The sequence below is a fragment of the Actinophytocola sp. genome, from assembly GCF_049647105.1.
Classification (GTDB): Bacteria; Actinomycetota; Actinomycetes; order Mycobacteriales; family Pseudonocardiaceae; genus Actinophytocola.
Genome location: NZ_JBARWZ010000278.1, coordinates 26,991 through 52,612, shown reverse-complemented (window position 1 = coordinate 52,612; position 25,622 = coordinate 26,991). Strand labels below are relative to the sequence as shown.

The 25,622-nt window shown below is 68.9% G+C and carries 26 protein-coding genes and 2 tRNA genes; 23 read left to right on the top strand and 5 right to left on the bottom strand.

Annotated features, from left to right (window positions below):
- The 10 genes from WBA97_RS32845 to WBA97_RS32800 all read left to right on the top strand — a co-directional run.
- Positions 1–456, top strand: a 456-nt coding sequence (locus WBA97_RS32845; RefSeq protein ID WP_424234863.1) for an NUDIX domain-containing protein, incomplete at its 5' end; no start/stop codon positions are given.
- The gene (locus WBA97_RS32840; RefSeq protein ID WP_424234862.1) at positions 453–1,466 is read left to right on the top strand and encodes a hypothetical protein; all 1,014 of its coding nucleotides are present in this window, start codon (positions 453–455) and stop codon (positions 1,464–1,466) included. The genes WBA97_RS32845 and WBA97_RS32840, both read left to right, overlap by 4 nt.
- On the top strand, positions 1,466–3,742 hold the full coding sequence (locus tag WBA97_RS32835; protein ID WP_424234861.1) for a hypothetical protein: 2,277 nt from the start codon (positions 1,466–1,468) through the stop codon (positions 3,740–3,742). Before WBA97_RS32840 ends, WBA97_RS32835 begins: the two co-directional genes overlap by 1 nt.
- Positions 3,743–3,930: 188 nt before the next feature.
- Positions 3,931–4,191, top strand: coding sequence for a hypothetical protein (locus WBA97_RS32830; protein ID WP_424234860.1), 261 nt, complete (start codon positions 3,931–3,933; stop codon positions 4,189–4,191).
- A gap of 20 nt (positions 4,192–4,211) precedes the next feature.
- Positions 4,212–5,159 carry a bifunctional DNA primase/polymerase gene (locus WBA97_RS32825; RefSeq protein ID WP_424234859.1) on the top strand — a complete coding sequence of 316 codons (948 nt, stop codon included), beginning with the start codon at positions 4,212–4,214 and terminating at the stop codon, positions 5,157–5,159.
- On the top strand, positions 5,156–6,088 hold the full coding sequence (locus tag WBA97_RS32820; RefSeq protein WP_424234858.1) for a hypothetical protein: 933 nt from the start codon (positions 5,156–5,158) through the stop codon (positions 6,086–6,088). Before WBA97_RS32825 ends, WBA97_RS32820 begins: the two co-directional genes overlap by 4 nt.
- The gene (locus tag WBA97_RS32815; RefSeq protein WP_424234857.1) at positions 6,085–6,303 is read left to right on the top strand and encodes a hypothetical protein; all 219 of its coding nucleotides are present in this window, start codon (positions 6,085–6,087) and stop codon (positions 6,301–6,303) included. Before WBA97_RS32820 ends, WBA97_RS32815 begins: the two co-directional genes overlap by 4 nt.
- A complete protein-coding gene (locus tag WBA97_RS32810; protein WP_424234856.1) occupies positions 6,300–7,460 on the top strand; it encodes a DUF3631 domain-containing protein in 1,161 nt (386 codons plus the stop codon). The genes WBA97_RS32815 and WBA97_RS32810 overlap by 4 nt, the downstream gene beginning before the upstream one ends.
- Positions 7,448–7,654: a helix-turn-helix domain-containing protein gene (locus tag WBA97_RS32805; RefSeq protein ID WP_424234855.1), complete on the top strand. Its 207-nt coding sequence runs from the start codon at positions 7,448–7,450 to the stop codon at positions 7,652–7,654. The genes WBA97_RS32810 and WBA97_RS32805 overlap by 13 nt, the downstream gene beginning before the upstream one ends.
- A gap of 158 nt (positions 7,655–7,812) precedes the next feature.
- On the top strand, positions 7,813–8,895 hold the full coding sequence (locus tag WBA97_RS32800) for a tyrosine-type recombinase/integrase (RefSeq protein ID WP_424234866.1): 1,083 nt from the start codon (positions 7,813–7,815) through the stop codon (positions 8,893–8,895).
- Positions 8,896–9,011: 116 nt separating this feature from the next.
- Here the strand turns inward: WBA97_RS32800 and WBA97_RS32795 are convergent.
- Positions 9,012–9,085 (bottom strand) — tRNA-Gly (locus WBA97_RS32795).
- Between the two features lie 81 nt (positions 9,086–9,166).
- On the opposite strand from WBA97_RS32795, the gene WBA97_RS32790 reads away from it, so the two are divergent.
- From WBA97_RS32790 to WBA97_RS32765, 6 genes are all read left to right on the top strand, one after another.
- Positions 9,167–9,240 (top strand) — tRNA-Pro (locus WBA97_RS32790).
- 128 nt (positions 9,241–9,368) lie between these two features.
- Complete coding sequence (gene tig / locus WBA97_RS32785; protein WP_424234854.1) at positions 9,369–10,757, top strand: trigger factor; 1,389 nt, start codon at positions 9,369–9,371, stop codon at positions 10,755–10,757.
- Positions 10,758–10,867: 110 nt separating this feature from the next.
- Entirely contained in the window at positions 10,868–11,488 is a 621-nt protein-coding gene (locus WBA97_RS32780; RefSeq protein ID WP_424234853.1) for an ATP-dependent Clp protease proteolytic subunit, read from the top strand.
- Positions 11,489–11,518: 30 nt separating this feature from the next.
- Entirely contained in the window at positions 11,519–12,151 is a 633-nt protein-coding gene (locus WBA97_RS32775) for an ATP-dependent Clp protease proteolytic subunit (protein ID WP_424234852.1), read from the top strand.
- Between the two features lie 237 nt (positions 12,152–12,388).
- Entirely contained in the window at positions 12,389–13,690 is a 1,302-nt protein-coding gene (gene clpX / locus WBA97_RS32770; protein ID WP_424234851.1) for an ATP-dependent Clp protease ATP-binding subunit ClpX, read from the top strand.
- 74 nt (positions 13,691–13,764) lie between these two features.
- The gene (locus WBA97_RS32765; RefSeq protein WP_424234850.1) at positions 13,765–14,355 is read left to right on the top strand and encodes an RBBP9/YdeN family alpha/beta hydrolase; all 591 of its coding nucleotides are present in this window, start codon (positions 13,765–13,767) and stop codon (positions 14,353–14,355) included.
- Here WBA97_RS32765 and fdhD read toward each other — a convergent pair.
- Positions 14,342–15,169, bottom strand: a complete 828-nt coding sequence (gene fdhD, locus WBA97_RS32760; RefSeq protein WP_424234849.1) for a formate dehydrogenase accessory sulfurtransferase FdhD — start codon at positions 15,167–15,169, stop codon at positions 14,342–14,344. The genes WBA97_RS32765 and fdhD overlap by 14 nt on opposite strands.
- Before the next feature lie 84 nt (positions 15,170–15,253).
- Between fdhD and WBA97_RS32755 the strand changes: the two genes are divergently transcribed.
- The 3 genes from WBA97_RS32755 (at position 15,254) to WBA97_RS32745 (ending at position 17,633) form a co-directional block, all read left to right on the top strand.
- Positions 15,254–15,826, top strand: a complete 573-nt coding sequence (locus WBA97_RS32755; RefSeq protein WP_424234848.1) for an ArsR/SmtB family transcription factor — start codon at positions 15,254–15,256, stop codon at positions 15,824–15,826.
- A gap of 67 nt (positions 15,827–15,893) precedes the next feature.
- Positions 15,894–16,067 carry a hypothetical protein gene (locus WBA97_RS32750; protein WP_424234847.1) on the top strand — a complete coding sequence of 58 codons (174 nt, stop codon included), beginning with the start codon at positions 15,894–15,896 and terminating at the stop codon, positions 16,065–16,067.
- 9 nt (positions 16,068–16,076) lie between these two features.
- On the top strand, positions 16,077–17,633 hold the full coding sequence (locus tag WBA97_RS32745) for a phytoene desaturase family protein (protein ID WP_424234846.1): 1,557 nt from the start codon (positions 16,077–16,079) through the stop codon (positions 17,631–17,633).
- Here WBA97_RS32745 and WBA97_RS32740 read toward each other — a convergent pair.
- The gene (locus tag WBA97_RS32740) at positions 17,599–17,862 is read right to left on the bottom strand and encodes a mycoredoxin (protein WP_424234845.1); all 264 of its coding nucleotides are present in this window, start codon (positions 17,860–17,862) and stop codon (positions 17,599–17,601) included. The genes WBA97_RS32745 and WBA97_RS32740 overlap by 35 nt on opposite strands.
- 114 nt (positions 17,863–17,976) lie before the next feature.
- Positions 17,977–18,942: a hypothetical protein gene (locus tag WBA97_RS32735; RefSeq protein WP_424234844.1), complete on the bottom strand. Its 966-nt coding sequence runs from the start codon at positions 18,940–18,942 to the stop codon at positions 17,977–17,979.
- Between the two features lie 142 nt (positions 18,943–19,084).
- Between WBA97_RS32735 and WBA97_RS32730 the strand changes: the two genes are divergently transcribed.
- The 4 genes from WBA97_RS32730 (at position 19,085) to ndk (ending at position 23,910) form a co-directional block, all read left to right on the top strand.
- Entirely contained in the window at positions 19,085–21,712 is a 2,628-nt protein-coding gene (locus WBA97_RS32730; RefSeq protein WP_424234843.1) for a valine--tRNA ligase, read from the top strand.
- Positions 21,705–23,060 carry a bifunctional tetrahydrofolate synthase/dihydrofolate synthase gene (gene folC / locus WBA97_RS32725; RefSeq protein ID WP_424234842.1) on the top strand — a complete coding sequence of 452 codons (1,356 nt, stop codon included), beginning with the start codon at positions 21,705–21,707 and terminating at the stop codon, positions 23,058–23,060. The genes WBA97_RS32730 and folC overlap by 8 nt, the downstream gene beginning before the upstream one ends.
- Positions 23,057–23,440, top strand: a complete 384-nt coding sequence (locus WBA97_RS32720) for a DUF4233 domain-containing protein (protein WP_424234841.1) — start codon at positions 23,057–23,059, stop codon at positions 23,438–23,440. Before folC ends, WBA97_RS32720 begins: the two co-directional genes overlap by 4 nt.
- Positions 23,441–23,502: 62 nt before the next feature.
- On the top strand, positions 23,503–23,910 hold the full coding sequence (gene ndk / locus WBA97_RS32715) for a nucleoside-diphosphate kinase (protein WP_424234840.1): 408 nt from the start codon (positions 23,503–23,505) through the stop codon (positions 23,908–23,910).
- A 160-nt stretch (positions 23,911–24,070) separates the two neighbouring features.
- On the opposite strand, the gene WBA97_RS32710 is transcribed toward ndk, so the two are convergent.
- Positions 24,071–25,621, bottom strand: coding sequence for a hypothetical protein (locus WBA97_RS32710; protein ID WP_424234839.1), 1,551 nt, complete (start codon positions 25,619–25,621; stop codon positions 24,071–24,073).
- Between the last annotated feature and the right edge of the window lies 1 nt (position 25,622).

Genomic DNA, 25,622 nt, shown 5'->3' with positions numbered 1-25,622 from the left:
GAGAACACGATGGTAGCCCCGGAAAACCCGATTCCCTCGTTCACGCTCGCGGCGGACGTGGTCCTGTTCGCCCACGACCAGCACGGCGCCCTGCACGTGCTGCTGATCGAACGCGTCTGGGACCCGTACGCCGGGTGCTGGGCGCTGCCGGGCGGGCACGTCGACCCCGGGGAGACGTTCGAGCAGGCGGCGCGCCGGGAGCTGACCGAGGAGACCGGCCTGACCGCCCCGGACCGGATGGTGCAGGTCGGTGTGTACGACGCACCGGAGCGGGACCCGCGTGGCCGGGTGATCTCGGTGGCCTACGCCGGGTACCTGCCGCGCCTGGTCGCGCCGACGGCCGATGACGACGCGGTCGACGCGTCGTGGGTGCCGGTCGTTGACCTGCGCGCGGACTCGTTGGCGTTCGACCACAACACCATCGTGCGTGACGCACTTGTGGCGGTGTCCCGATGACCGCCGCAGCATTGCCGCAGGACGCGCGGCACCGGCCGCTGTCGAGCGCGGACAAGCTGGCGCAGGACGCCGCCGAGGCGTCGCGGATTCGGGAACTGTCCACGCACCCGGACGTGATCGCGTTGCGCACGGAGAAGGTGCGTGCGCAGGTCGACGGCCTGATGTGGACCGGTCTGCTGTTGGGCCTGGCGTTCACCATGGTCAACGTCCAGACCTTCGCCGCAGCCGGTGCGGTCGTGGGGTCGCTGCCGTGGTGCGCGGCGTGGCTGTTGGACCCGATGGTGTCGCTGGTGCTGGTCGCGGTGCTCCGCGCCGAGCAGGTCACGGCCCGCTACCAGGTGCGGATGCGCACGGAGGGGTTGGGGCCGTGGGTGGCACGCACCAAACTGTTCGCGTTCCTCGCCACCTACGTGATGAACACCTGGCACTCCTGGCAACACCTGGACGTGGCGGGGATCGTGCTGCACTCGGTGCCACCGGTCATGGTCTACCTCGCCGCTGAGACCGGACCGATCCTGCGGGACCGGCTCACTGAGGCGGTGCTGCGCGCGGCGGGTGACGGAAACCGCCGGCATGGTCAGGTCGTCGAGGGGGAAACGTCACCGACTGCGGGGCTTCCGTCGTCGCAGGCTGGTGACGCAATGCCCGCGGCCTCGGGTGACGCAACTCCGTCTGGTGAGCGTCCGCCGTCCCGGCCGCGCAAGACGGCCCGGAAGTCGACCGGCAAGCCGCGCCGGACGACGCGTGAGGAGTACCTGGCGCAGGCGCGGGAGGCGCATCGGCCGGGGATCGTGGTGACCCCTGCGTGGGTGCGGGAGGTCGTGCCGGACATCAGCCGGGGCACCTCGCAGGTGGTGTCCAACTTGCTCAACGCCGAACTGTCCACGCCGCGCATCACCGCGACGCCGGTCGGTGACAAGCACGCCGCCGACACGACAAACACGCCGGACACGAGTGCCGAGACCGGCTCTGGCACCGAGACCGCCATCGAGCAGAGGGAGGCTGCGTGATGACCACGACCGAGACGAACGGCACGCCGAACGGCGGCACGAACGGTGCGGTGAACGGGTTCGTGAACGGGACGGTGCTGCCGTCCGCGAACGGTCCCGCGAACGGTCCCGCGAACGGTCCCGCGAACGGGGCCGTGAACGGGTCGGTGAACGGGGCCGTGAACGCGGACCCGAACACCCCCGTGAACGAGACGGCCCCTGTTCGTGAACGGGCCACGGCCACGGCCTACGAGATCGAGCTGGACGAGTCCCGTCCGGCCACGAACCCGGTGCCGGTCGACGGCACCCCGGTCGTGCCGGTGGCGGTGGCGGAGGGGACGCGGCGGCCGATCATCCCGCCGCACCTGCGTCCGGCGAACTTCAAGGCCACGGCACAGCGTGCGGGTGGTAGGGCGGCGCACGTCGCCGGGTACCACGCTGTCCGTACTCCGGTGTACCTGGTGAAAGCCGCCTACTACGCGGTGCGCGGCTTCCTGCGGGTGGCGGGCAAGCAGCTGTCGTGGTGGTGGGTGCCGGGGTCGTATGCGATGGAGCAGCACGCCGCCCGCACCAACCAGTTGATGGAGTGGGAGCGGGTGCACCGGCAGGTCAAGGCCACCCGCGCCTGGCGCGGTGTGGTCATGGGACTGGAAGCGCTGGCGTTGGGGATCGGGGGACCGGTCGCCGTGTCGCTGCTGCCCACGGGGCTGCTGATGCTGGCGGGTGCTGGTGTGGTGGGTGCGTTCGCGCACCACGGCCGCCCGGCCGGGCACAGCCTGATCGGCACCGCCGTGGTCGCCCCGAGGTTCCGGAAGCTGAACGCGGACATCGTGCTCCGTGCCTACTACGCCGCGAAGCTGGGTGACCCGAACAAGCCCGAGCAGCACGTGCAGTTCGGGTCCCCGATGTCGCGGGACGCGAAGAACATCGGGTCGCAGGTGGTCATCGATCTCCCGTACGGCAAGGGCTGGTCGGATGTCATGAACGTTCGGGAGAAGATCGCGTCCGGGTTGGACGTGCACGTGAACCAGGTGTTCCTCACCCCCGACAAGACATCCAGCCGTCGGCACACGCTGTTCGTGACCGACCGTGACCCGCTCGCCGTGCGCGCGGGCACGACGGACCTGGTGGACTGCAAACCGCGCAGCATCTGGCGGCCGGTGCGGTTCGGGCTGGACGAGCGCGGCAACCTGGTCGAGCTGGCGCTGATGTGGGTGTCGGTGCTCGTGGGTGCCCAGCCACGTAAGGGAAAGACGTTCTCCGCGCGTCTGCTCGCGCTCCACGCCGCGCTGGACCCGTACGTCAAGCTGATCGTGGTCGACGGGAAGAACTCGCCGGACTGGCTGAAGTTCCGTCTCGTGGCGCACCGGTTCGTGATCGGCACCCACCCCAACCCCATTGATGACGACCCGGTCGGCAACCTGGTCGCCGTGCTGGACGAGATCCTCGCCCACATCGACCGCGTGAATCAGATCCTCGGGACCCTGCCGGTTTCCGTGTGCCCGGAAGGGAAGCTGACCGAGGAACTGGCCCGCGACCCGCGCTACCCCGACCTGCGGGTGCTGTTGCTGGTCATGGAGGAGTTTCAGATGTACTTCGAGACCGAGGACCAGGCGGTCAACAAGGACATCGCGGCCAAACTGGCCCGGATCCAAGCTGTCGGCCCGTCGGCCGGGGTGGTCATCCTGTCCAGCTCGCAGAAGCCGTCCGGTGTGGGCGCGGGTGACGTGGGCCGGTTGTTCAACCGGTACCGCGACAACCACGCCGTGCGGTTCGCCCTGAAGTGCGGAAACCGACTGGTCAGCGAGGCGGTGTTGGGTGGGGACGCCTACGCCGAGGGGTTCGACGCGTCCGCGCTGCCCGTGGGCAAGGAGTACCTCGGCGTTGGCCTGCTCTACGGCCAGTCCGACCACACCCCCACCGTGCGGACCTTCCTGGCCGACCACCCCGATGCCGAGAAGATCCTGGTCGCCGCCCGCGCGCACCGCGAGCGGGTCGGCACCCTGACCGGGCAGGCCGTGGGCGAGGACATCGCGCGTGAGGTGCGGGACGTGCTCGCCGACGCAGCCGCCGTGTTCGGCACGTCCCGTGCGCTGCCCTGGTCGATCCTCGCCGGACGGATGCTGGAGTCCGCGCCGGAGCACTACGGAGACCTGACCGGCGACGCGATCAGCGCACAGCTCCGCGCGCTCGGAGTCACGAGCGGGAACGTCAAGTGGGACGGCTCCGTCCTCAAGGGAGCCAAGCTCGACGACATCCAGGCCGCCCGCGCCCGACGCGACACCACCACCAGGTAGCGACACAGCGTAACCGTGGCGGAGGGTCCTGACGGACCGGTGGGGTAGCGGCACCCGCGCTACCGGTAGCGGCACCGCTACCCCACCCCGCTACCCGCCACAACCACACTCACCAGGCCCTATTTCCGCAGGTAGCGAGTAGCGGCCCTGGCACCTCCTGCCCAAAAACAGCCTCCCAAGGGACACCCATGTCTATCCACCCCGCTACCGCCACCCCAGACGCCGCTACCCACAGTCACAGTCTCGCCGGGCTGATCAGCGTCGCCGTCCTGGTCCTGGTGGTCATCGCCGCTGGCTACCTCACCACCTGCTGGCTCTTCCCCTTCACCCGCTGCCGCCACACCAGCGAACGCCACTACCTCCGGTGCCGCCACTGCCAGAGCACCGGCACCCGCCTACGCGCCGGACGCCGCTTCCTCAACCACATCCGCGCCGCACGCCGCCGCTGAAACCGAGAGGAGAAGCCGTCATGACTGGAATCGACCTGGCCGCCGTCGCGGTCACCGCGACCGGACGCGGGTGGCATGTGTTCCCGCTCCGGGCGGGCAGCAAGGAACCCGCGATCCACGGCGAGGCACGGTGCCCCCGGACCGGGGACTGCCGCGACGGGCACCGCACACCCGAACAGCGTGCGGTCGCCACGCTCACCGACCGGGACCTGACCACCTGGCGCACCAAGCGGTGGAACGTCGCCGTCGCCACCGGCCCCTCCGGACTCCTCGTCGTCGACCTCGACGTGCCCAAGCCCGACGACAAGCCGCGCCCGGACGCGTGGAACCTGCCCGGTGTCAACGAGGGGTTGGATGTGTTCGTCGCGGTCTGCGAGCAGGCCGGGCACCCGGTGCCGTGGGACACCTTCACCGTCCGCACCCCGAGCGGCGGCACGCACCTGTATTTCGTGGCCCCGCAAGGGGTTCAGCTCCGCAACACCGGTGGTGACCGGGGCCGTGGGTTGGGGTGGAAGGTGGACACCCGCGCGTGGGGTGGGCACGTCGTCGCTCCGGGGTCCGTTGTGGACGGACGGACTTACGAGATCGTCAACGACGCCGCTCCACTGTTGTTGCCTGAGTGGCTCTGTGAGCGCCTGACGCCACTGCCGCCACCTAAAGCACCGGCCAAGCCGGTTGCGCGCCTCCACGGCCGCCGTGCCGCGTTCCTTCAGGCCGCTCTGGACGGAGAGACCGAACGCGTCACGTCCGCCACGTCGGAACGGAACTGGGCGCTGTACCACGCGGCCTACGCGCTCGGGCAGCTCGTCGCCGGAGGAGCACTGTCCGAACAGGACGTGCGCGCCACCCTCATCGCTGCCGCTGCCGGGCACATCGCGGCCGGTGCCTACAGCGAGCGCCAAGCCCACCTGACCATCACGTCTGGGATGCGTGGGGGCGCGGCACGTCCGAGGCGGGTGGCGGCATGAACCGGCGACCCCGCTTGCTGGACCTGTGCTGCAAGGCCGGGGGCGCGTCCGCTGGCTTCCACGCGGCCGGGTTCGACGTGACCGGTGTGGACATCGAGCCCCAGCCGGACTACCCGTTCGAGTTCATCTGTGCGGACGCGTTGACCGTGGACCTGTCCGGGTTCGAGGTGATCGCCGCATCGCCGCCGTGCCCGCGCTACAGCGTCGCCACCCCGGAAGATCGGCGGCACCTGCACCCCGACCTCGTCGACCCGATCCGGCAACGGCTCATCGAAGCCGTCGCCACGCCGGGTGGGCCGTGGGCCTACGTCATCGAGAACGTGCCCGGCGCACCCCTGCACGACCCGGTGACGGTGTGCGGGGAGACGCTGCGGCTCGGGGTACGGCGCCACCGGCTGTTCGAGTCCAACCTGCCGTTGCACGGCACGCCGTGCTGGCACGACCGGCCCGAACCAGCCGTGCCCGTCTACGGCTCCTACGGCCAACGCGGCTCGCGACGAAACCCCGTCGACGTCGATGGGGAACCGTCACGGCACAGCACCGAGCAGGCCCGCGCCGCGATGGGCATCGACTGGATGCCCTGGCCCGCACTCACCCAAGCCATCCCACCCGCCTACACCTTCTGGCTCGGGTTGCAGGTGCTCACCCACCGGCCACGAAACCTTGCTGCCGCGGGGCTTCCGTCACCGGCCGCGGGTCTTCCGTCGTCGCCGCCGCGTGACGGAAGCGACCTGGTGGCTTCCGTCAGCACGACCACACAGGACGGTGACGAAAGCCGCCGGCACGAACCCGTAAGTCGTCACCGGCACTGCCGCTGCGGCATCCCCTTGCCGCCCCGGCCGACCACCGGCAGATGGCCCCGCTACTGCTCCCAAGCCTGCCGCCAAGCCGCCTACCGCGAACGCCGCCAGGAAAGGACACCAGCATGACCACCATCCCGCGTGCCCTGAGCCCCTGCCGACCGCACCCCTGCTCACGTGAACACGCCGAGCTGGTGCACACCTACCGGTCACTCACGGAGAGCTGGCGCGAAGCGGCCGAGCAGGCCACCGGCGGCTACCCGACCGAGCTGGCGCTCTACCGCGAGTCCCACCCCGCACCGAAGTTCCGCGACTTCCTCACCCACTCCCGGAGGACGGCATGAGCACCCCGCTTCGCATCGTCGAACCACAGCACCTGACCGGGGCCGCGCTGCTCGACGCCATTACCGGCTTCGTGTCCCGGTTCATCGTGTTCCCCAACGAGCACTGCGCCCCCATGCTCGCGCTCTGGTACGCCCACACCCACGCCGCAGAACACTTCTACGTCACCCCCCGCCTGGTCATCTCCAGCGCCGAACCGGGCAGCGGCAAGACGCTGGTCATCGAGGTCGGTCAGTACCTGGTCGCCAAGCCGGAGATGGTGCTCAACGCGTCCACACCGGCCGTGTTCCGCATGGTCGCCAACAACGGCCCTATATCGCTGCTGTGGGACGAAGTGGACGCCATCTTCACCAGCAACGGCGGCACCAACGAAGACCTCCGCGCCATGCTCAACGCCGGATACAAGCGCACCGCTTCCGTCGCCCGCTGTGTCGGCGACAGCCACAGCGTCCAGCGGTTCCCCGTCTATTCGCCGGTGGCGCTGGTCGGACTTGCGGGAGGCATGCCGCCCACCATCACCACCCGCGCCATCACCATCCACATGCGACGCAAGAAGCGCACCGAGAAGGCCGAAGAGTTCCGGGAGCGCGTCGTCCAGCGCGACGCAGAACCCCTCCGCGACGGGCTCTCCGAGTGGATCGGCAGCGTCGCCGAATCGGTCGGCGAGGCAGAGCCGACGATGCCGCCCGGTGTCGCCAACCGGTCCCGCGAAATCTGGGAACCGCTTCTCGCCATCGCAGACGCGGCCGGGGGCCACTGGCCGACCACCGCACGGAAAGCGTGCGCCCACTTCGTGCAGGAAGCCGAGCAGGTCCCCGTCACCACCGGCGTCCGGCTCCTCGCCGACCTCCGCACCATCTTCACCGACCGCAACACCGACCGACTCGCCACCGTCGACATCCTCGCCGCACTCGCCGACCTCGACGAAGCCCCCTGGGGCGACATCAACGGCCCCGGGCGTCCCATCGACGCGCGACGACTGGCGCGGGAACTGGCCCTCTACCGCGTCGCCCCCGGCCCTATCCGAATCGGCGGCCAAATCACCAAGGGATACGTCACCCAACCCACCAAGAACCAAGAAGGACTCGCCGACGCATGGAGCCGATACCTCTCCGACGACCAGAACAGCGACAACGAGGGGGACTCATGGGAGCACTGATCGAGGACAGTCTTCTGTCAGTCAAGCAAGTGGCCGCGATATTGGGAACGTCTGAGCGTTTCCCACGGCGTCTTATCGAGGAACGGCGAATCGAGTTCGTGCACATCGGCAGGCACGTGCGCATTGCCGAGAGTGTGTTGGCTGCGTTCATCGCTGCGCAGACGGTTCCGGTGCGGGGAAGGCGGGTTGCCTGATGGGCGGTAACAACAAGGGTCGCAAGCGCAGGTTTGGCAGCGTCCGCAAGTTGCCCTCTGGTCGTTTTCAGGCGCGGTACCCGGGGCCGGATGGAATGTTGAGGTCGGCACCGGAAACGTTCCCAACCCAGACGGCTGCCAATGAGTACTTGGTGGACATGGAAGCCGACCTGCGGCGCGGTGACTGGATTGACCCGGATGCCGGGAAAATCAGTCTCAAGGAATACGCGGAGAAGTGGATCAGCGAGCGGGACCTGGGGGATAGGACCCGAGAGCTGTACAACGGCTACTTGCACAACCACATTTCTCCCCACCTCGGGGGAAAGATGCTTGTCGAACTCGCCGCTCCGCGTATTCGAACGTGGCGTAAGGATCTGCTGGATGCCGGGACGGGCGCGTCGACAGTGGCGAAGTGCTACCGGTTCCTGCGCACCGTTCTCAACACCGCCGTGGATGACGAGGTGATCCGCAAGAATCCGTGCCGCATCAAGGGGGCTGGTCAGGAATCAGCGCCAGAACGGCCAACCGCCACGATGGAGGAGGTGTTCGCGATCGCTGAGAACATCCAGCCGCGCTATCGGTTGCTCGTTCTCCTGGCGGCGTTCGCGCAACTGCGGTTCGGTGAACTCGTGGGGTTGCGTCGCAGTGACCTGAACTTGCCGAAGCGACGGAAGCCGACGTCGGAGGAGATCGCCGAGGGGGCTGCCCCTGGTGAGCTGATCGACGATGGCACGCCGACCCTCCGGGTGGACCGCGCCATCGCACAGCTCGACACCGGAGAGCAGAAGGTCAAGGGACCCAAGTCCGACGCCGGACGCCGTTCGGTGGCGCTGCCCGCTGCGATCCTGCCGGACCTGCGACAGCACCTCGCCGCGAGCGGGTTCACCGACCCCGGACCGGACGGCCGGTTGTTCCGGGGGCCGATGGGGGCCACACCACGGCGGAACAACTTCAACGGCGTCTGGAAGGCGGCAGTCAAGGCGGCAGGGGCCAACCCCGAGTTGCACTTGCACGACCTCCGGCACGCAGGCGCGACGCTCACGGCGCAGACCGGGGCCACCCTCAAAGAGATCATGTCGCGGATCGGGCACGCCAGCACCCGCGCGGCGCTGATCTACCAGCACGCCACGAGCAAGCGGGACCACGAGATCGCTGCGGCCCTGGACGCCCTGATCCGCACTGCGCGCGAGGCCGCACAGGAGGCGGACGACAAGCGTCCAACTGGTCACGATGAGCAGTAGGACATAGCCCAGTCTCGGCCCATCTGGCACGAATCTGGCATGACAACCCTCTACGGGCTCAACCCGAAAGCCCCAGGTCACGCAGAAATGCAGGCGTGACCTGGGGCTTTCGGGTGTGGAGCGGGTGACGGGAATCGAACCCGCATGACCAGCTTGGAAGGCTGGGGCTCTGCCATTGAGCTACACCCGCGTGCACCGCAACCGGTGGCGGTGCGAGGACAGCCTAGCGTGCCACGTTAAGCTGTGGCGGGTGTCCCTGGTGAGGGACCGCCGGGATGTGGCGCAGCTTGGTAGCGCATTCGCTTTGGGAGCGAAGGGTCGCAGGTTCAAATCCTGTCATCCCGACCCTGACGGGCCGGCCTGCAGATGTTCGAAGACCAGCAGGTCGGCACCCGCCCACCTCGCCTGGCCGTGGGTTCCATACACTCGCGAGAGCCCAAACCGGTCAACCCAGCTACCCAGGAGAGATCACGTTGAAGAGCACCGTCGAGCACCTGAGCCCGACGCGGGTCCGGATCAACGTCGAGGTGCCGTTCGACGAGCTCAAGCCGAACTTCGACCGCGCGTACAAGAAGCTCGCTTCGCAGGTCCGCATCCCCGGCTTCCGTCCCGGCAAGGCACCCGCCCGGGTCATCGAGTCGCGGATCGGCCGTGCGCCGATCCTCGACGAGGTCGTCAACGAGGCCATTCCGGCCAAGTACATGGAGGCGATCACCGAGGGCGAGGTCCGGACGCTGGGCCAGCCCAACATCGAGGTCACGAAGCTGGAGGACGGCGACCACATCGCGTTCACGGCCGAGGTCGACATCCGCCCGGACATCACGATCCCGGCGTTCGGTGAGCTGTCGGTCACGGTGGACGACCTGGAGCTGACCGACGACGAGGTCGGCGAGCAGCTCGACGAGCTGCGTGCCCGCTTCGGCACGCTGGCGGGCGTCGAGCGTGCCGCGGAGAACGGCGACTTCGTCTCCATCGACCTCGCCGCGACCGTGGACGGCCAGGAGGTCGAGGAGGCCAAGACCAGCGGCCTGTCCTACGAGGTCGGCTCCGGCGAGATGATCGAGGGCATCGACGAGGCCATCATCGGCGCGGCCGCTGGCGAGTCGAGGACGTTCACGACGAAGCTGGTGGCCGGCGAGTTCGCCGGGCGCGACGCCGAGGTCACCGTGACCGTGAACACGGTCAAGGTCCGTGAGCTGCCAGAGCCGGACGACGAGTTCGCCCAGCTGGCTTCCGAGTTCGACACGATCGACGAGCTGAAGGCCGACCTGCGTGAGCGCCTGACCCGCGTCAAGAAGATGCAGCAGGGCGTCCAGGCTCGCGACAAGGTCCTCGAGGCGCTGCTCGAGGTCACCGAGGTGCCGCTGCCGGAGAAGGTCGTGGAGTCCGAGGTCGAGGCCCGCAAGCACGACGCGGTCCACACGTTCGACCACGACGAGGCCAAGTTCGAGGAGTTCCTCACCTCTCAGGGCCGCACCCTGGACGAGTTCAACAACGACGTGCAGGAAGAGGCCGAGAAGGCCGTCAGGACCCAGCTGGTCCTTGACTCGATCGCCGACGCCGAGAACGTGAACGTCGACGACAACGAGCTGACCGAGCGGATCATCTACCAGGCGCAGCGGTTCGGCGTCAGCCCGGACGAGTACGTGCAGCGTGCGCAGCAGTCCGGCCAGCTCGGCGCGATCTTCGCGGACGTGCGCCGCGGCAAGGCGCTGGCCTCGGTCGTGCGCCTGGCGACGGTGACCGACGCGAGCGGCAACGCCGTCGACCTCGAGGAGCTGTTCGGTCCTCGCGAGGCGGCGCCGGTCGAGTCGGCCGAGGCCGCCGCTGATGCGCCGGTAGAGGATGCCGAGAGCAAGTGACGCTCTGAGCGAACTCGGGCGGTGTCGGGCATTCGATACCGCCCGGCTTCGTTAATGTCGGACGTGACACCAGATCAACCTCGCAACCAGAGCGGAGAAGGCAGGCAGACGTGACGCATCCACGGCAGACGCCCGACATGCGGTCGGGCACCGCAGGGCTCACCCTGAACGACTCGGTGTATGAGCGACTGCTCCGTGAGCGCATCGTGTTCCTCGGTTCCGAGGTCGACGACGAGATCGCGAACCGGATCACGGCGCAGCTGCTGCTGCTCGCCGCTGAGGACGCCGAGAAGGACATCGTCTTCTACATCAACTCGCCGGGCGGTTCCGTCTCGGCGGGCATGGCGATCTACGACACGATGATGCTCATCGAGCCGGACGTCCAGACGTGGGCGATGGGCATGGCGGCCTCCATGGGGCAGTTCCTCCTCAGCGCAGGCCAGCCCGGCAAGCGCTACGCCCTGCCGCACGCGCGGATCATGATGCACCAGCCCTCCGGTGGTGTCGGCGGCACGGCCTCCGACATCGCGATCCGGGCCGAGGTGCTCAACAAGTGGAAGCGTGAGATGGCGGAGCTGACCGCCGAGCAGACCGGGCAGACCGTCGAGCAGGTCACCCAGGACGCCGACCGCGACCGCTGGTTCACCGCCAAGGAAGCCCTCGAGTACGGCTTCATCGACCAGGTGGTCAACCGCGCGAGCCAGCAGACCCCCAACGGCAGCGGCAGCTGACGCGGGTCGAGACCTGAGGAGAACGAAACCGTGAGCAATCCATACTCTCCACAGTCCCGGTACGTGCTGCCGTCGTTCGTCGAGCGCACGAGCTACGGGGTCAAGGAGTCCAACCCGTACAACAAGCTGTTCGAAGAGCGGATCATCTTCGTCGGCGTGCAGATCGACGACGCGTCGGCCAACGACGTGATGGCGCAGCTGCTGTACCTGGAGTCGGTCGACCCCGACCGCGACATCACCATGTACATCAACTCGCCCGGTGGCTCGTTCACGTCGCTGATGGCGATCTACGACACCATGCAGTTCGCGCGGCCGGACATCCAGACGTTCTGCCTCGGCCAGGCGGCGTCGGCGGCGGCGGTACTGCTGTCCGCGGGCACCCCGGGCAAGCGGTTCGCGCTGCCCAACGCCCGCGTGCTGATCCACCAGCCGGCCATGGAGGGTGTCTACGGGCAGGTCTCCGACCTGGAGATCCAGGCCAACGAGATCCAGCGTGTCCGGCGCCTGATGGAGTCGACGCTGTCCAGGCACACCAATCGGGATGCCGACCAGATCCGCAAGGACATCGAGCGGGACAAGATCCTGACCGCCGACGAGGCCAAGGACTACGGCATCGTCGACGAGGTTCTCGCCTATCGGAAGTTGTCGGCGAACCGGCCCTGATTCTGCTGACAGGTGGCTCCGGACCGTATTTTCCCCCGGGGCCACCTGATCGGCCGAATCCGACAACTCGGCGGTCAGGTTCTCCCATTGAGTGGGGGTTGGCAGGTACCGTCGAAGGCAACAGGCACGACCGGGCCTGGAGTGGAGTGCGCGACACTCTCACTCGAGGGCCCGTACAAGGCCAGAGATCCAGGCGTGCTCCCCGGGGTACGTCGGAGGGGACAGAGGTCAGCGGTCATGGCGCGTATCGGCGACGGCGGAGACCTGCTGAAGTGCTCTTTCTGTGGAAAGAGTCAAAAGCAGGTGAAGAAACTCATCGCCGGCCCCGGCGTGTACATCTGTGACGAGTGCATCGACCTCTGCAACGAGATCATTGAGGAAGAGCTGGCCGAGGCCGGCGACGTCAAGCTCGATGAACTGCCCAAGCCCGCCGAGATCGACGAGTTCCTCGACCAGTACGTGATCGGCCAGGACGACGCCAAGCGCACGCTGGCCGTGGCCGTCTACAACCACTACAAGCGCATCCAGGCCGGTGACCGCGCCCGGCCGGAGACCCGGGAGGGCCGCGAGGCCCGCGAAGAGACCGTCGAGCTCACCAAGTCCAACATCCTGCTGCTCGGCCCGACGGGCTGCGGCAAGACGTACCTGGCGCAGACGCTCGCGAAGCTGCTGAACGTGCCGTTCGCCATCGCCGACGCGACCGCGCTGACCGAGGCAGGCTATGTCGGCGAGGACGTCGAGAACATCCTCCTGAAGCTGATCCAGGCCGCCGACTACGACGTGAAGCGTGCCGAGACCGGCATCATCTACATCGACGAGGTCGACAAGATCGCCCGCAAGTCGGAGAACCCGTCCATCACCAGGGATGTCTCCGGTGAGGGCGTGCAGCAGGCGCTGCTGAAGATCCTGGAGGGCACCACCGCCTCGGTGCCGCCGCAGGGTGGTCGCAAGCACCCGCACCAGGAGTTCATCCAGATCGACACCACGAACGTGTTGTTCATCGTGGCTGGTGCGTTCGCGGGGCTCGAGAAGATCGTCCAGGACCGGGTCGGCAAGCGTGGCCTTGGCTTCGGCGCCGAGATCCGGTCGAAGGCCGATTTCGACAACGCCGACTTCTTCTCCGACACCATGCCGGAAGACCTGATCAAGTTCGGCCTGATCCCCGAGTTCATCGGGCGTCTGCCGGTCGTCGCCTCCGTCACCAACCTCGACAAGACCTCGCTGGTCCAGATCCTCACCGCGCCGAGGAACGCGCTGGTCAAGCAGTACCAGAAGCTGTTCGAGATGGACGGCGTCGAGCTGGAGTTCACCGACGCCGCGCTCGAGGCCATCGCCGACCAGGCAATCCTCCGGGGGACCGGCGCTCGTGGGCTCCGGGCCATCATGGAGGAGGTGCTTCAGACCGTCATGTACGACATTCCCTCGCGGTCTGACGTCGCCAAGGTGGTCATCACCGAGCAGACGGTCCGCGAGAACGTGAACCCGACGATCGTCGCCCGGCAGCCTTCGCGGCGTGAGCGCCGCGAGAAGTCTGCCTGATTCGTCCCTGGTCGGGGCCAGGGGAGGTTGTGCCGATCGGGCATGGTCTGCCCTGACGATGCGAGGATGACGGCATGCCGTACGTTCTGCTGCTCCACGGGCCCATGGGCGCCGCGCCCCCGCACTGGCAGAGCTGGCTCGCCCACGAACTCGCCGAGACCGGGTGCGTGGTCGAGGTGCCGCAGTTGTCCGAGCCGGACCGGCCTCGGCTGGATCTCTGGCTCGCCGAGTTGCGGCACCACCTCGAGGCCGTACCCGCCGACGACGAGCGGATCGTGCTCGCCCACTCCTGCGGCGCGACCCTGTGGCTGCACCACGCCGCCCAGCTGATCGACAACGACCACCACCCGTTGCGGTTCGACCGTGCGCTGCTGGTGTCACCGCCAGGGCCGCGGTGGCGCCACCCCGACGTGCACGGGTTCACGCCTGCGCCGCTCGACCCAGCAGGGGTGCGGTTCGCGGCCGGGTGGACGCAGCTGGTGGTGGGGGACGATGACGTCGCGTGCTCGGTCGACGAGGCCGTCGACATGGCGTCCGCGTTGAAGGTCGACCTCGACATCATTCCCGGTGGTGCGCACCTGGACGGGCGTGCAGGCTACGGGCCGTGGCCCGCCGTGCGGGACTGGGTCGCCGACCGGCACACCCGGATGGTCACGAACCAGTGATGCGCTCGGGGTGGGTGTAGACGTTCATGCTGGTGCCGCGCAGGAAGCCGACCAGCGTGATGCCCTGTTCGTCCGCCAGCTCGGCCGCCAGCGACGAGGGCGCCGACACCGCGGCCAGGACCGGGACACCCGCCATCGCGGCCTTCTGCACCAGCTCGAAGCTCGCCCTGCCCGACACCATCAGCACCGTGCCGCCCAGCGGGATCCGGTCGTTCAGCACGGCCCAGCCCGTCGCCTTGTCGACCGCGTTGTGCCTGCCCACGTCCTCGCGCACCACGAGCAGGTCGCCGTCGGTCGTGAAGATGCCAGCCGCGTGCAGCCCGCCGGTCGACTCGAACACCCGCTGCTGCTCGCGCAACTGGCCGGGAAAGGTCGCCAGCGTCTCCGGTGTCACCCGGCAGGCGTCACCGGCGGGGGAGAAGCGGGTCTTCAGCTTCACCGCGTCCAGCGCGGCCTTGCCGCACACGCCGCATGACGATGTCGTGTAGAAGTTGCGCTCCACCCCGGTGTCGGGCGGCTCGACCCCCGGCGCCAGCGCCACGTCCAGCACGTTGTAGGTGTTGCGGCCCTGGTCGTCGACGCCGTCGCAGTAGCGGGCGGTGCTGATGTCCTCGGCCGCACCGATCACACCCTCGGTCAGCAGGAAGCCGTGGGCCAGCTCCACGTCGTGGCCGGGGGTACGCATGGTCACCGCGAGGGCCTTGCCGCCAACCCGCAGCTCCAGCGGCTCCTCGGCCGCCAGCGCGTCCTGACGTCGCCTGATGCCCTTCTCGGAGACGTGCAAAATCGGGCGCCGCACGGTCACTCGTCCCATGTATACAGCCTACACTCGCCATGGCAAGAAGTCTTTAGAAAGAGTTCTTGCTAAAGAAGTGCTTAGCAAGATACCTTGTTAAGCATGGCCGACGAACGTGTCAACATCACCGATCCCAAGGCGCTCCGCGCGCTCGCCCACCCCGTGCGGTGGAAGCTGCTGGAGATCATCGGTCGCGAGTACACGGCCACCGCGACCCAGTGCGCCCAGGAGACCGGGGAGAGCGTCGCCAACTGCTCGTACCACCTCAACCTGCTCGCCAAGTACAAGTACGTGGAGCAGGCCGAGGGTGGGCAGGGCCGGGAGAAGCCGTGGCGGCTGGTCGAACAGCACCAGACGATCAGTGACATCGGCCTGGACGCCGACGGTGCACGCGCCGCGCAGGCCGCCTCGGGTGCGTTCCTGGATCACGCGCTGACGCAGATCAAGGAACGGCACCTGACCTCCCACCTCGAACCGGCGGAGTGGCGCGAGGTCCTCGGTGTCGACAACTCCAACGACTACCTGACCGTCGCGGAGGTCCAGGAGGTGCACGACGTCGTGCGTGGGCTCATGAACAAGTACCAGGACCGGCGCGTCAAGCCCGAACTGCGACCCGAGGGCGCCCGCCCGGTGAACCTCTTCCTGTCCGTCACGGTCGCGCCAGAAAAGAACTGAGAACCCCCTGATCCAGCCGTCGTGCGACGACGGCTCTCTTCGACCTGCCCCGGAAACGGAGATCGTCATGGATGTCTTCACCGCACAGGCGCTCATCGCCGCTCGTCACGCCGACCTCGAGAGGGAGGCCGAGGAGGCCGTCGCCGCCAGGCTGGTCCGCGAGTCCCGCGACGAGCCGAAGCCCGTGTCCCGGTCGGCACGGCGGGTGGTTCGGGCCCGCAGACTGGGTGTAGCCCGGTAGCGTGATCGGGTGACCGAACGCTACGACGTGGTGGTGGTCGGTGGTGGCCACAACGGACTGGTCGCCGCCGCTTACCTGGCCCGTGCCGGAAAGTCAGTGCTCGTGCTCGAACGGCTCGGTCGCGTCGGCGGCGCGGCCGTCAGCGCGACCCCGTTCCCCGGTGTCGGCGCGCGGTTGTCCAGATATTCGTACCTGGTGAGCCTCCTGCCCAGCGCGATCGTCCGTGACCTCGGACTGCGGATCGCCTTGCGGTCACGTGCCGTGTCGTCGTACACGCCGGTCGAGCGGGACGGTCGCCCGACCGGGCTGCTGGTCGAACGCGACCCGGGGGAGGCGACCGCCGCGTCGTTCCGGGAGCTCACCGGTTCGGACGACGAGTTCGCCCGATGGATGTCGTGGTACTCGTCGCTCTCCGCAGTGGCCCAGGCCGTCGCGTCCACCATGCTCGAACCGGTCCCCTCGCGTGCCGCGTTCCGGTCGCTCGTGACCGGCGCGGCCGGGGAGAAGTTGTGGGAGCAGGTGTTCGAGCAGCCGATCGGCACGGCCATCGAGGACACGTTCGCCGACGACGTGGTGCGCGGCGTGGTCGCCACCGACGCGTTGATCGGTACCCACACGTCGCTGCGGTCGCCGTCGCTGCTCGGCAACCGGTGCTTCCTGTATCACCTGATCGGTGACGGCACCGGCGAGTGGCGCGTGCCGGTCGGCGGCATGGGTTCGGTGACCGGCGAGCTGGCCAGAGTCGCGCGGGAGGCGGGCGCCGTGCTGCGGACGTCCGCGGACGTGTCCCGGGTGGACGTGGATGGTGCCGTGGCCGAGGTGTCCTATGTCGCGGACGGGACCGAGCGCACCGTGGCCGCGTCGTACGTGCTGTCCGGGGTGGCGCCCGCGGTGCTGGACCGGTTGCGGGGCCGTGCCGCCGCGCAGCCGGAGGGCTCCCAGCTGAAGATCAACATGATGCTGTCCCGCCTGCCCCGGCTGCGCACCGGCGTCGACCCGAGGCAGGCGTTCGCGGGCACGCTACATCTCGATGAGTCCTATCTGGAGCTCGAAAACGCTTATGCGGCGAGCGTTTCCGGTGCGGTACCGGACCCGCTGCCGGGCGAGATGTACTGCCACACGCTGACCGACGACTCCATTGTGGACGGTCCACTGCACACGCTGACCCTGTTCGGCCTGCACGCTCCGGCTGCCCTTTTCGCGGCCGACAACGCGGGCAGACGAGCCGACCTGTGCGCCAGGTACCTGGCCGGCCTGAACCGCCACCTGGCAGAACCGATCGAGGACTGCGTGGCCACCGACGAGGACGGCCGCCCATGCATCGAGGCCAAGACCCCGCTCGATCTGGAGGACGAGCTGGCCATGCCCGGCGGCCACATCTTCCATGGCGACCTGGCATGGCCCTTCAGTGACGACGGCGGCGGCTGGGGTGTCGAGACCGACGTGCCGAACCTGTTCCTGTGCGGCAGCGGTGCCCGCCGGGCAGGCGGGGTCAGCGGCATCGGCGGCCACAACGCGGCCCACGCGGTTCTCAGCTTCCGGGGAGGCGGACCAGCTCGGCCTTGACCTGCGCCAACGTGGGGTTCGTCAGTGCCTTGCCGTTGGGGAAGTGAACCGTCGGGACCGTCTGGTTGCCGCCGTTGACGCGCATCACGAACTCGGCCGCGCCCGGGGTGTTCTCGATGTCGACCTCCGCGTACTCGATGCCGTCGCGCTCCATCTGCGACTTGAGGCGCCGGCAGTAGCCGCACCAGGTGGTCGAGTACATCGTCAACTTCGAGGGGGCCTCGCTCATCACCACTCCTGTCGGGAAGGCATCGTCTCCCCGGGCACAACGCGCGACGGCTCCGAAACATGCCCGGTTGCCCCGGCCTCCCCGGACCCTCGCGCAAAGGTCCATGGACAGGCCCTAGCCGCGGCACCCGCCTGCGGCGGGCAGTGGAGCGGAGGGGTCGAAGAACGCGCCCGGCTCACGGTCGCCGGACCTGGCGGTCACCGAGGGTTCCGCGGCGACCGGGGCGAGGAAGCCCTTCCGGTACGCATCGCACCCGATCGAGTAGCCGAAGCCGGACGCGGCGCCGAACCACAGGCCGCGGCTGTCCTGTGTCCACCGGTCGCCGCTGCGCAGCACGTAGTCCACGTCCGCCCGCACGACGACGATCACGGTCATCGCGTCCATGAGCTTCATCGGGCCATTCGGCCGGAACGCGTACGCGAACACGTAGTTGGTGTGCACCACCAGCTCATCGGGGTCGCCGGTCCGCACGGACATCGACCCGGACACCTTCGGCTCGGCGGGCAGCAACTCGCTCCCGGGCGCCACCATGCTCACGAGCGACTGCACGTCGGGCTCGTTCCCCTCGGCGAACAGCGGCTCGAGCTGCCGCCGCGCGTCCGGCGCGAGCAGCCCCAGGTAGCCGGCCGGGTCGTGCTCGGTCAGCAGTCGGGGGTCGATCCGGCTCGCGGCCAGCGCGTCACGCGCGAGCCCGGTGGCCTCCGCCACCTGCACGGCGCTGAACCCACCGACGGCCTCCGCAGGGGGTGTCGTGATGCCTGCCACACCGTTCGCCCAGTCCGCCGCGGGAGTCGAGTCGAACGGGTTCGCCAGGTCGAACTGCGCGGTCGACCGCACGGGTGCGGGGACGGTGGCCACGGGGTCCCCGGTCACCGGCGCGAAGAGGCTGCTCCGGATCAGGAGTGTCACCACCGCACCGACCGCGAGCACCACGAGGCCGCCCGCGAACCAGCGCCCACGACGTCGCCGCTGATCCGCGCGCAACAGTTCCCGCACGTCCTCGCTGGCCGCACGCGAGACACTCACCGCCCAGCCGGCCTCGGGGGCCGGCTCTTCCTGGGCGTGCTGCCGAGACTTCACTGCTCCCCTACCCTGAGCCAACCAGGCAAAACACGAACCTTCCGGTGCTCAGCTCATCGATCGGATCGACCCGCGCGTTAACAACGTGTGGGCTGCGGAACTCGAATGCAGCCGTCCGGTCGCGGTTCGTAGACTTTTGGGCGTGACTGACACCGCATCGCAGCAGCCCACAGACCTCCCGCCGGCGTGGGAGCCGGCCACGGTAGAGGCGGAGCTGTACGAGCGGTGGGTGGACGCCGGGTACTTCTCCCCGGAGCCGGACGGAGACGCGCCACCGTTCTGTATCGTGCTGCCGCCGCCGAACGTGACCGGCAGCCTCCACATGGGCCATGCCCTCGACCACACCCTGATGGACGCGCTGACCAGGCGCCGCCGCATGCAGGGGTACGCGACGTTGTGGCAGCCCGGCATGGACCACGCTGGCATCGCCACCCAGAACGTCGTCGAACGGGAGCTGTCCCGGGAGGGCAAGACCCGCCACGACCTGGGCCGGGAGGGGTTCGTCGAGAAGGTCTGGGAGTGGAAGGCCGAGTACGGCGGCCGGATCCTCGGCCAGATGCGACGCCTCGGTGACGGCGTCGACTGGTCGCGGGACCGGTTCACCATGGACGAGGGACTGTCCAAGGCGGTCCAGACGATCTTCAAGCGACTCTACGAGGACGGCCTGATCTACCGGGCGGAGCGGATCATCAACTGGTGCCCGCGCTGCCTGACCGCGCTGTCGGACATCGAGGTCGAGTACGCCGACGACGAGGGCGAGCTCGTCTCCATCCGCTACGGGGACGGCGACAACGCGATCGTGGTGGCCACCACGCGGGCCGAGACGATGCTCGGTGACACCGCGGTGGCCGTCCATCCGGACGACGAGCGGTACTCCCACCTGGTCGGCACCGAGGTGGAGCTGCCGCTGACCGGCAGGCTGATCCCGATCGTCGCCGACGAGCACGTCGACCCCGAGTTCGGCACCGGTGCGGTCAAGGTCACCCCCGCGCACGACCCGAACGACTTCGAGATCGGCCGCCGCCACGACCTGCCCAACATCACGATCATGGACGAGCGGGCGAACATCACCGCCCACGGGCCGTTCGAGGGGCTGGACCGGTTCGAGGCGCGGCCCGCGATCGTCGCCGCGCTGCGCGAGCAGGGCCGCATCGTCGCGGAGAAGCGCCCGTACCCGCACTCGGTCGGTCACTGCTCGCGCTGCGACACCGTGGTCGAGCCGAGGCTGTCGCTGCAGTGGTTCGTCAAGGTCGAGCCGCTCGCCCGCGAGGCGGGTGACGCGGTCCGCGACAGCCGCACCACCATCCACCCGCCGGAGCTCGCCAAGCGGTACTTCGACTGGGTCGACAACATGCACGACTGGTGCATCTCGCGCCAGCTGTGGTGGGGCCACCGGATCCCGGTCTGGTACGGCCCGAATGGCAAGGTCGAATGCGTCGGCCCCGACGAGGAGCCGCCATCGGGTGACGAGTGGACGCAGGACCCCGACGTGCTCGACACGTGGTTCTCGTCCGCGCTGTGGCCGTTCTCCACGCTCGGCTGGCCGGAGAAGACCGCACACCTGGAGAAGTTCTATCCGAACAGCGTCCTCGTCACCGGCTACGACATCCTGTTCTTCTGGGTCGTGCGGATGATGATGTTCGGTCTGTACGCGATGGACGGCAGGCAGCCGTTCGACAACGTGTACCTGCACGGGCTCATCCGCGACGCGTCCGGCAAGAAGATGTCCAAGTCGCGTGGCAACGTCATCGACCCGCTCGAGTGGCTCGACCGCTTCGGCGCCGACGCGGTCCGGTTCACCCTGGCGCGTGGCGCGAACCCGGGCAGCGACATGGCGCTGGCCGAGGAGTGGGCCGCCGGTTCCCGCAACTTCGGCAACAAGCTGTGGAACGCCACCAGGTTCGCGTTGATGAACGGCGCGACCGTGGCCACCGAGGTGCCGCCGCGTGCCGGGCTCACCGACGCCGACCGCTGGATCCTCGACCTCACCGACGCCGTCGTGTCCGAGGTGGACGGCCTGTTCGACGGCTACCAGTTCGCGAAGCTCTCCGACGCGCTGTACCACTTCACGTGGGACGAGCTATGCGACTGGTACCTGGAGATCGCGAAGGTCCAGATCGGGGAGGGCGGCGCGCGGGCGGACGCGACACGGACGGTGCTCGGACACGTCTTCGACGTCGTGCTGCGGCTGCTGCATCCGCTGATCCCGTTCGTCACCGAGCGCCTGTGGACCACGCTGACCGGCGGTGAGTCGCTGGTCGTCGCGGAGTGGCCCCGGCCGGCCGGCGGCGCGGCGGATGCCGACTCCGCCCGGCGGATCGCTGGTGTGCAGAAGCTCGTCACGGAGGTCCGGCGGTTCCGGTCCGACCAGGGGGTCAAGCCCGGCCAGCGGGTGAAGGCCCGGCTGGTCGGGGTCGAGGACGCCGGGCTCTCCTCGCTCGTGGCGGCGGTCTCGTCGCTGGCGCGCCTGGAGGCGCCGGATGAGACGTTCACGCCGAGCGCGTCGATCGAGGTGTCGCTGCCGGACGGCAACGTCCACGTCGAGCTTGACCTGTCCGGCACGGTCGACCTCGTGGCCGAGCGCAAGCGGCTGGAGAAGGACCGCACCGTCGCGGAGAAGGAGCTGAAGGGCTGTGACGCGAAGCTGAACAACCCGAACTTCACCGACAAGGCGCCCGCCGACGTGGTCGCGAAGATCAAGGGTCGCCGTGAGGTGGCGGTCGCCGACATCGCCAGGATCACGGCGCGACTGGAGTCCTTCGGTGGCTGACGAGTCCACACTGGATGATCTGCGGCAGGTCGAGTCCGAGCTCAACACCCGTTGGCCCGAAACGAAGATCGAGCCGACGCTGGCGCGGATCCGGCTGCTCGTCGACATGCTCGGCGACCCGCACAAGTCGTACCCGATCCTGCATGTCGCCGGTACCAACGGGAAGACGTCGGTCACCCGCATGATCGACGCGCTGCTCACGCGCATCGGGCTGCGGACGGGCCGGTACACCAGCCCGCACCTGCAGCTGGTGACGGAGCGGATCGCCGTCGACGGCGAGCCGATCTCGCCGGACCGGTACGTCGAGGTGTACCGGGACATCGAGCCGTACCTCGGGATGATCGACCGCGGCTCCGACGTGCCGATGAGCAAGTTCGAGGTGCTCACCGGCATGGCGTTCGCGGCGTTCGCCGACGCGCCCGTCGAGGCGGCGGTGCTGGAGGTCGGCCTCGGCGGCACCTGGGACGCCACCAACGTCGCGGACGCCAAGATCGCCGTCGTGACGCCGATCGAGATCGACCACGTCGAGTTCCTCGGTGAGGAGATCACGGGCATCGCCGCCGAGAAGGCGGGGATCATCAAGGAAGGCTCGATCGCGCTGCTCGCCGAGCAGAAGCCCGAGGTGGCGGAGGTGCTGCTGCGCCGCGCCGTCGAGGTGGACGCGACGGTGGCCAGGGCGGGCCTCGAGTTCGGCGTGCTGCGCAGGGACGTGGCCGTCGGCGGGCAGTTGCTGAAGCTGCAGGGCCTCGGCGGCGCCTACGACGACATATTCCTTCCGTTGCACGGCCCGCACCAGGCGGAGAACGCGGCGCTCGCGCTCGCCGCGGTGGAGGCGTTCTTCGGTGCCGGCGCGCAGCGGATGCTCGACCAGGAGGCGATCCGCGAGGGCTTCGCGTCCGTGGTCGTGCCCGGCAGGCTGGAGCGGGTCCGTTCCGCGCCGAGCGTCTTCGTCGACGCCGCGCACAACCCGCACGGCGCGCGAGCACTCGCGGAGGCACTCGACGCGGACTTCGGCTTCCGCAACCTCGTCGGGGTCGTCGGCGTGATGCAGGACAAGGACGTGCGCGGGATCCTGTCCGCGCTGGAGCCGGTGTTCGACGAACTGGTGGTGACGAACAACTCGTCCCAGCGCACGATGCCCGCGGAGGAGCTCGGCGACATCGCGACGGAGATCTTCGGCCCGGACCGCGTCGACGTGCGGCCACGGCTCGACGACGCGATCGACGCCGCCCTCGCCCTCGCGGAGGCCGACGCGGAGGAGCCGCTGTCCGGTGTTGGTGTCGTGGTGACGGGCTCGGTGGTCACCGCGGGCGAGGCGCGGGCGTTGTTCGGCAAGGAGCCGGTGTGACCAAGCCCGTCGACCCCATGCGGTCCTTCGTCGGCGTCATGTCGGCGACGCTCGTGCTCGAGGTGATCGTCGTCCTGCTGGCGCTGCCGGTGGTGGCGAAGCTGGGCGACGGCATCGGGACGTGGCAGGGCGTGCTGGTCGGCGCTCTGGCGCTGGCACTGCTGTTGACCTGCGCGTTCCTGCGCCGCCCGTGGGGTAGGTGGGTTGCCGCGGGGCTCCAGGTCGTGATGATCGCGTGCTGGTTCGCGGTCGTCGCCCTCGGCGTGCTGGGCCTGGTGTTCGGCCTGGTGTGGGCGGTGCTGCTGTGGATGCGTCACGACGTGGCCAAGCGCATGGCGGAGGGGCGTCTGCCGAGCCAGCAGGCGACCCCGTCGGAGTAGGGAAACCCGCCAGCTAGGCTTTCGCGCGCAGTAACTTCCCCCATGAAGGAGTACCCACAGTCGTGAGCGAGCGCACCCTGGTCCTGGTCAAGCCGGACGGCGTCAGCCGTGGCCTGGTCGGTGAGGTCATCTCCCGCATCGAGCGCAAGGGCCTGACGCTGGCCGCGCTGGAGCTGCGCAACGTCGAGCGGAGCGTCGCCGAGCAGCACTACGCCGAGCACGCCAGCAAGCCGTTCTTCGAGTCGCTGCTGGAGTTCATCACGTCCGGCCCGGTCGTGGCACTGGTCGTCGAGGGCGACAACGCCATCGCCGCGTTCCGCCAGCTGGCGGGCGCCACGAACCCGGTGCAGGCCGCGAACGGCAGCATCCGTGGCGACCACGCCCTCGAGGTCCAGTACAACATCGTCCACGGTTCCGACTCCCCGGAGTCCGCGAAGCGTGAGATCGACCTCTGGTTCCCGGGCGTCTGAGTCCGTGGCGGGGCCCGGCCTGGCGGCCGGGCCCCGCGCTTCTCCCGTGTCGTCGCAGGTGGGCGCTACTGTGAGCGCGCTGACCGGACGTGCGGGCCGCGAGAAGGTGAAGGCGCTGGCGGCGGAGCTGGACCGGTTCTCGAAGCGGGTCGGCCGTTCGTCATGACCCGCACTTCAGCGGGCCGGGGCCGGTCGCGATGACGCACAGCTGACCGACCCGCTGGGACGGGAGCCGTTCGTCCGTCGGGTGCGGGTACTGGATCACCGGGATCGGCTTGCCCTTGGGGATGCCGGTGCCGCCGGACGGCAGCTTGCTGAACTGCAGCGTGCCGCTGGCGCCCTGCACCTCGTAACTGGTGTTGATGTTCAGCAGCTGCGTCTGCACGATCTTCGGGGTCAGCCGGGACGCCGAGCCTTCCGGTGCGGCGAGGCGGATCGCCCTGGCGGCGGCCACCAGCGCGTCGTGCATCATGATCGCCCCGCCGTCCCGCAGATCCCGCGGCGAGAAGTGCTCCACGTACGCCTCGTGGAACTCGGCGTAGTGCTCCGGCGTCCCGTCCTCGGCACGGTCCCAGCCCGCCGGGTCGACGGTCGCGGCGTTGAGGATCGTGAGCTTCGCCGCCCGCAGGTCGATGTCCTTGAGCACCTCGCCGAGTTCCAGGCCCGCGGTGAGCACGGTCAGTGGGGTGCGGGAACAGGAGCGGTTCTCGAGCGCCTCGAGCAGGCCGCCGAGGTCGACCTCCCGGCCGGCGTACAGGATGGCGACGCCCTCGTCGTCCGCCGCCGCGCAGATGTTGGCCTGCACGTTGTCGAACAGGCTCGGCGGCAGGTCACCAGCGCCGGAGATGCCGGTGAACTGCTGGGTCTCGAACTTGATGTGGTCGCCCATCTGGCCGGCGAACTGCTCCTCGAGGGTCTTGGTGTAGAGGTCGATGCCCAGATCGGAGTTCGAGTCGCGGACCATGATCGCCGAGTCCAGCGGCGAGCTGTCGAGGTAGTTGTCCAGCGCCGCGACGTAGTGCCGGTTGCTTGGCGAGGTCTTGATCAGGCCGGGGACGTGGTCGTACTCGAAGTCGTCGGCGGTGAGCACCGCGGCGACCATCGGGATGCCCAGTTCGGAGAGGTCGGCCGCCTGGTCCCTGGTGCGTGCGGTGCTCACCCCCAGCCCGACGACTCCCAGCAGCGGGTGCTCCTCCTCGCTGAGTTCCCGCAGCTGGGTGAGCACGTGCTGCCACTGGTCGTCGCTGCTGCCCTGGTTGGCGAGCAGCAGCTGGATCTGCGGGTCCTTGTTTCCCGCCACAGCGTCTTGGTTGACCCGGCGCAGCGCCGTGTACGCGCCTTCGAGCCGGTTGCGGACCGCTGACGGTGGCAGCGCGCCGTCGGCGGTCGGGGTCAGCGGGTCGAGCAGTGCCACCGACACGTAGCCACGCGAGTCGCCGCGGACCCTGGCGTTCTCGGCCGCGATCCGCGCCTGGACGTCGGCCAGTTCCGGGTGGAAGGTGTAGGTCCCGTCGGTGACGCCGACACAGTCCCCGTCGATGTCCTGGATGCCGGAGCCGAGCGATCCGCAGGTGTGCAACACCGTGACCGCGCCCCAGACCGCCGCGGTGGCCAGCACGACCGCCACGGTGGCCAGCGCCATGCGCATGCGCCTGCGGCGCTTGCGCACCATCGCTGTCTCCGGCGGGACGATCGTGTCACTCTCGTTCACC

What these genes read in the sequence shown, in the direction of transcription:
- WBA97_RS32820 (WP_424234858.1), top strand. Translation starts at nt 5,156, where the DNA reads ATGAACCGGCGACCCCGCTTGCTGGACCTGTGCTGCAAGGCCGGGGGC.
- WBA97_RS32815 (WP_424234857.1), top strand. Translation starts at nt 6,085, where the DNA reads ATGACCACCATCCCGCGTGCCCTGAGCCCCTGCCGACCGCACCCCTGC.
- WBA97_RS32740 (WP_424234845.1), bottom strand. Translation starts at nt 17,862, where the DNA reads ATGAGCGAGGCCCCCTCGAAGTTGACGATGTACTCGACCACCTGGTGC.
- clpX (WP_424234851.1), top strand. Translation starts at nt 12,389, where the DNA reads ATGGCGCGTATCGGCGACGGCGGAGACCTGCTGAAGTGCTCTTTCTGT.
- WBA97_RS32825 (WP_424234859.1), top strand. Translation starts at nt 4,212, where the DNA reads ATGACTGGAATCGACCTGGCCGCCGTCGCGGTCACCGCGACCGGACGC.
- WBA97_RS32805 (WP_424234855.1), top strand. Translation starts at nt 7,448, where the DNA reads ATGGGAGCACTGATCGAGGACAGTCTTCTGTCAGTCAAGCAAGTGGCC.
- WBA97_RS32835 (WP_424234861.1), top strand. Translation starts at nt 1,466, where the DNA reads ATGACCACGACCGAGACGAACGGCACGCCGAACGGCGGCACGAACGGT.
- WBA97_RS32830 (WP_424234860.1), top strand. Translation starts at nt 3,931, where the DNA reads ATGTCTATCCACCCCGCTACCGCCACCCCAGACGCCGCTACCCACAGT.
- fdhD (WP_424234849.1), bottom strand. Translation starts at nt 15,169, where the DNA reads ATGGGACGAGTGACCGTGCGGCGCCCGATTTTGCACGTCTCCGAGAAG.
- WBA97_RS32750 (WP_424234847.1), top strand. Translation starts at nt 15,894, where the DNA reads ATGGATGTCTTCACCGCACAGGCGCTCATCGCCGCTCGTCACGCCGAC.
- WBA97_RS32840 (WP_424234862.1), top strand. Translation starts at nt 453, where the DNA reads ATGACCGCCGCAGCATTGCCGCAGGACGCGCGGCACCGGCCGCTGTCG.
- WBA97_RS32765 (WP_424234850.1), top strand. Translation starts at nt 13,765, where the DNA reads ATGCCGTACGTTCTGCTGCTCCACGGGCCCATGGGCGCCGCGCCCCCG.
- WBA97_RS32810 (WP_424234856.1), top strand. Translation starts at nt 6,300, where the DNA reads ATGAGCACCCCGCTTCGCATCGTCGAACCACAGCACCTGACCGGGGCC.
- WBA97_RS32800 (WP_424234866.1), top strand. Translation starts at nt 7,813, where the DNA reads ATGGAAGCCGACCTGCGGCGCGGTGACTGGATTGACCCGGATGCCGGG.
- WBA97_RS32755 (WP_424234848.1), top strand. Translation starts at nt 15,254, where the DNA reads ATGGCCGACGAACGTGTCAACATCACCGATCCCAAGGCGCTCCGCGCG.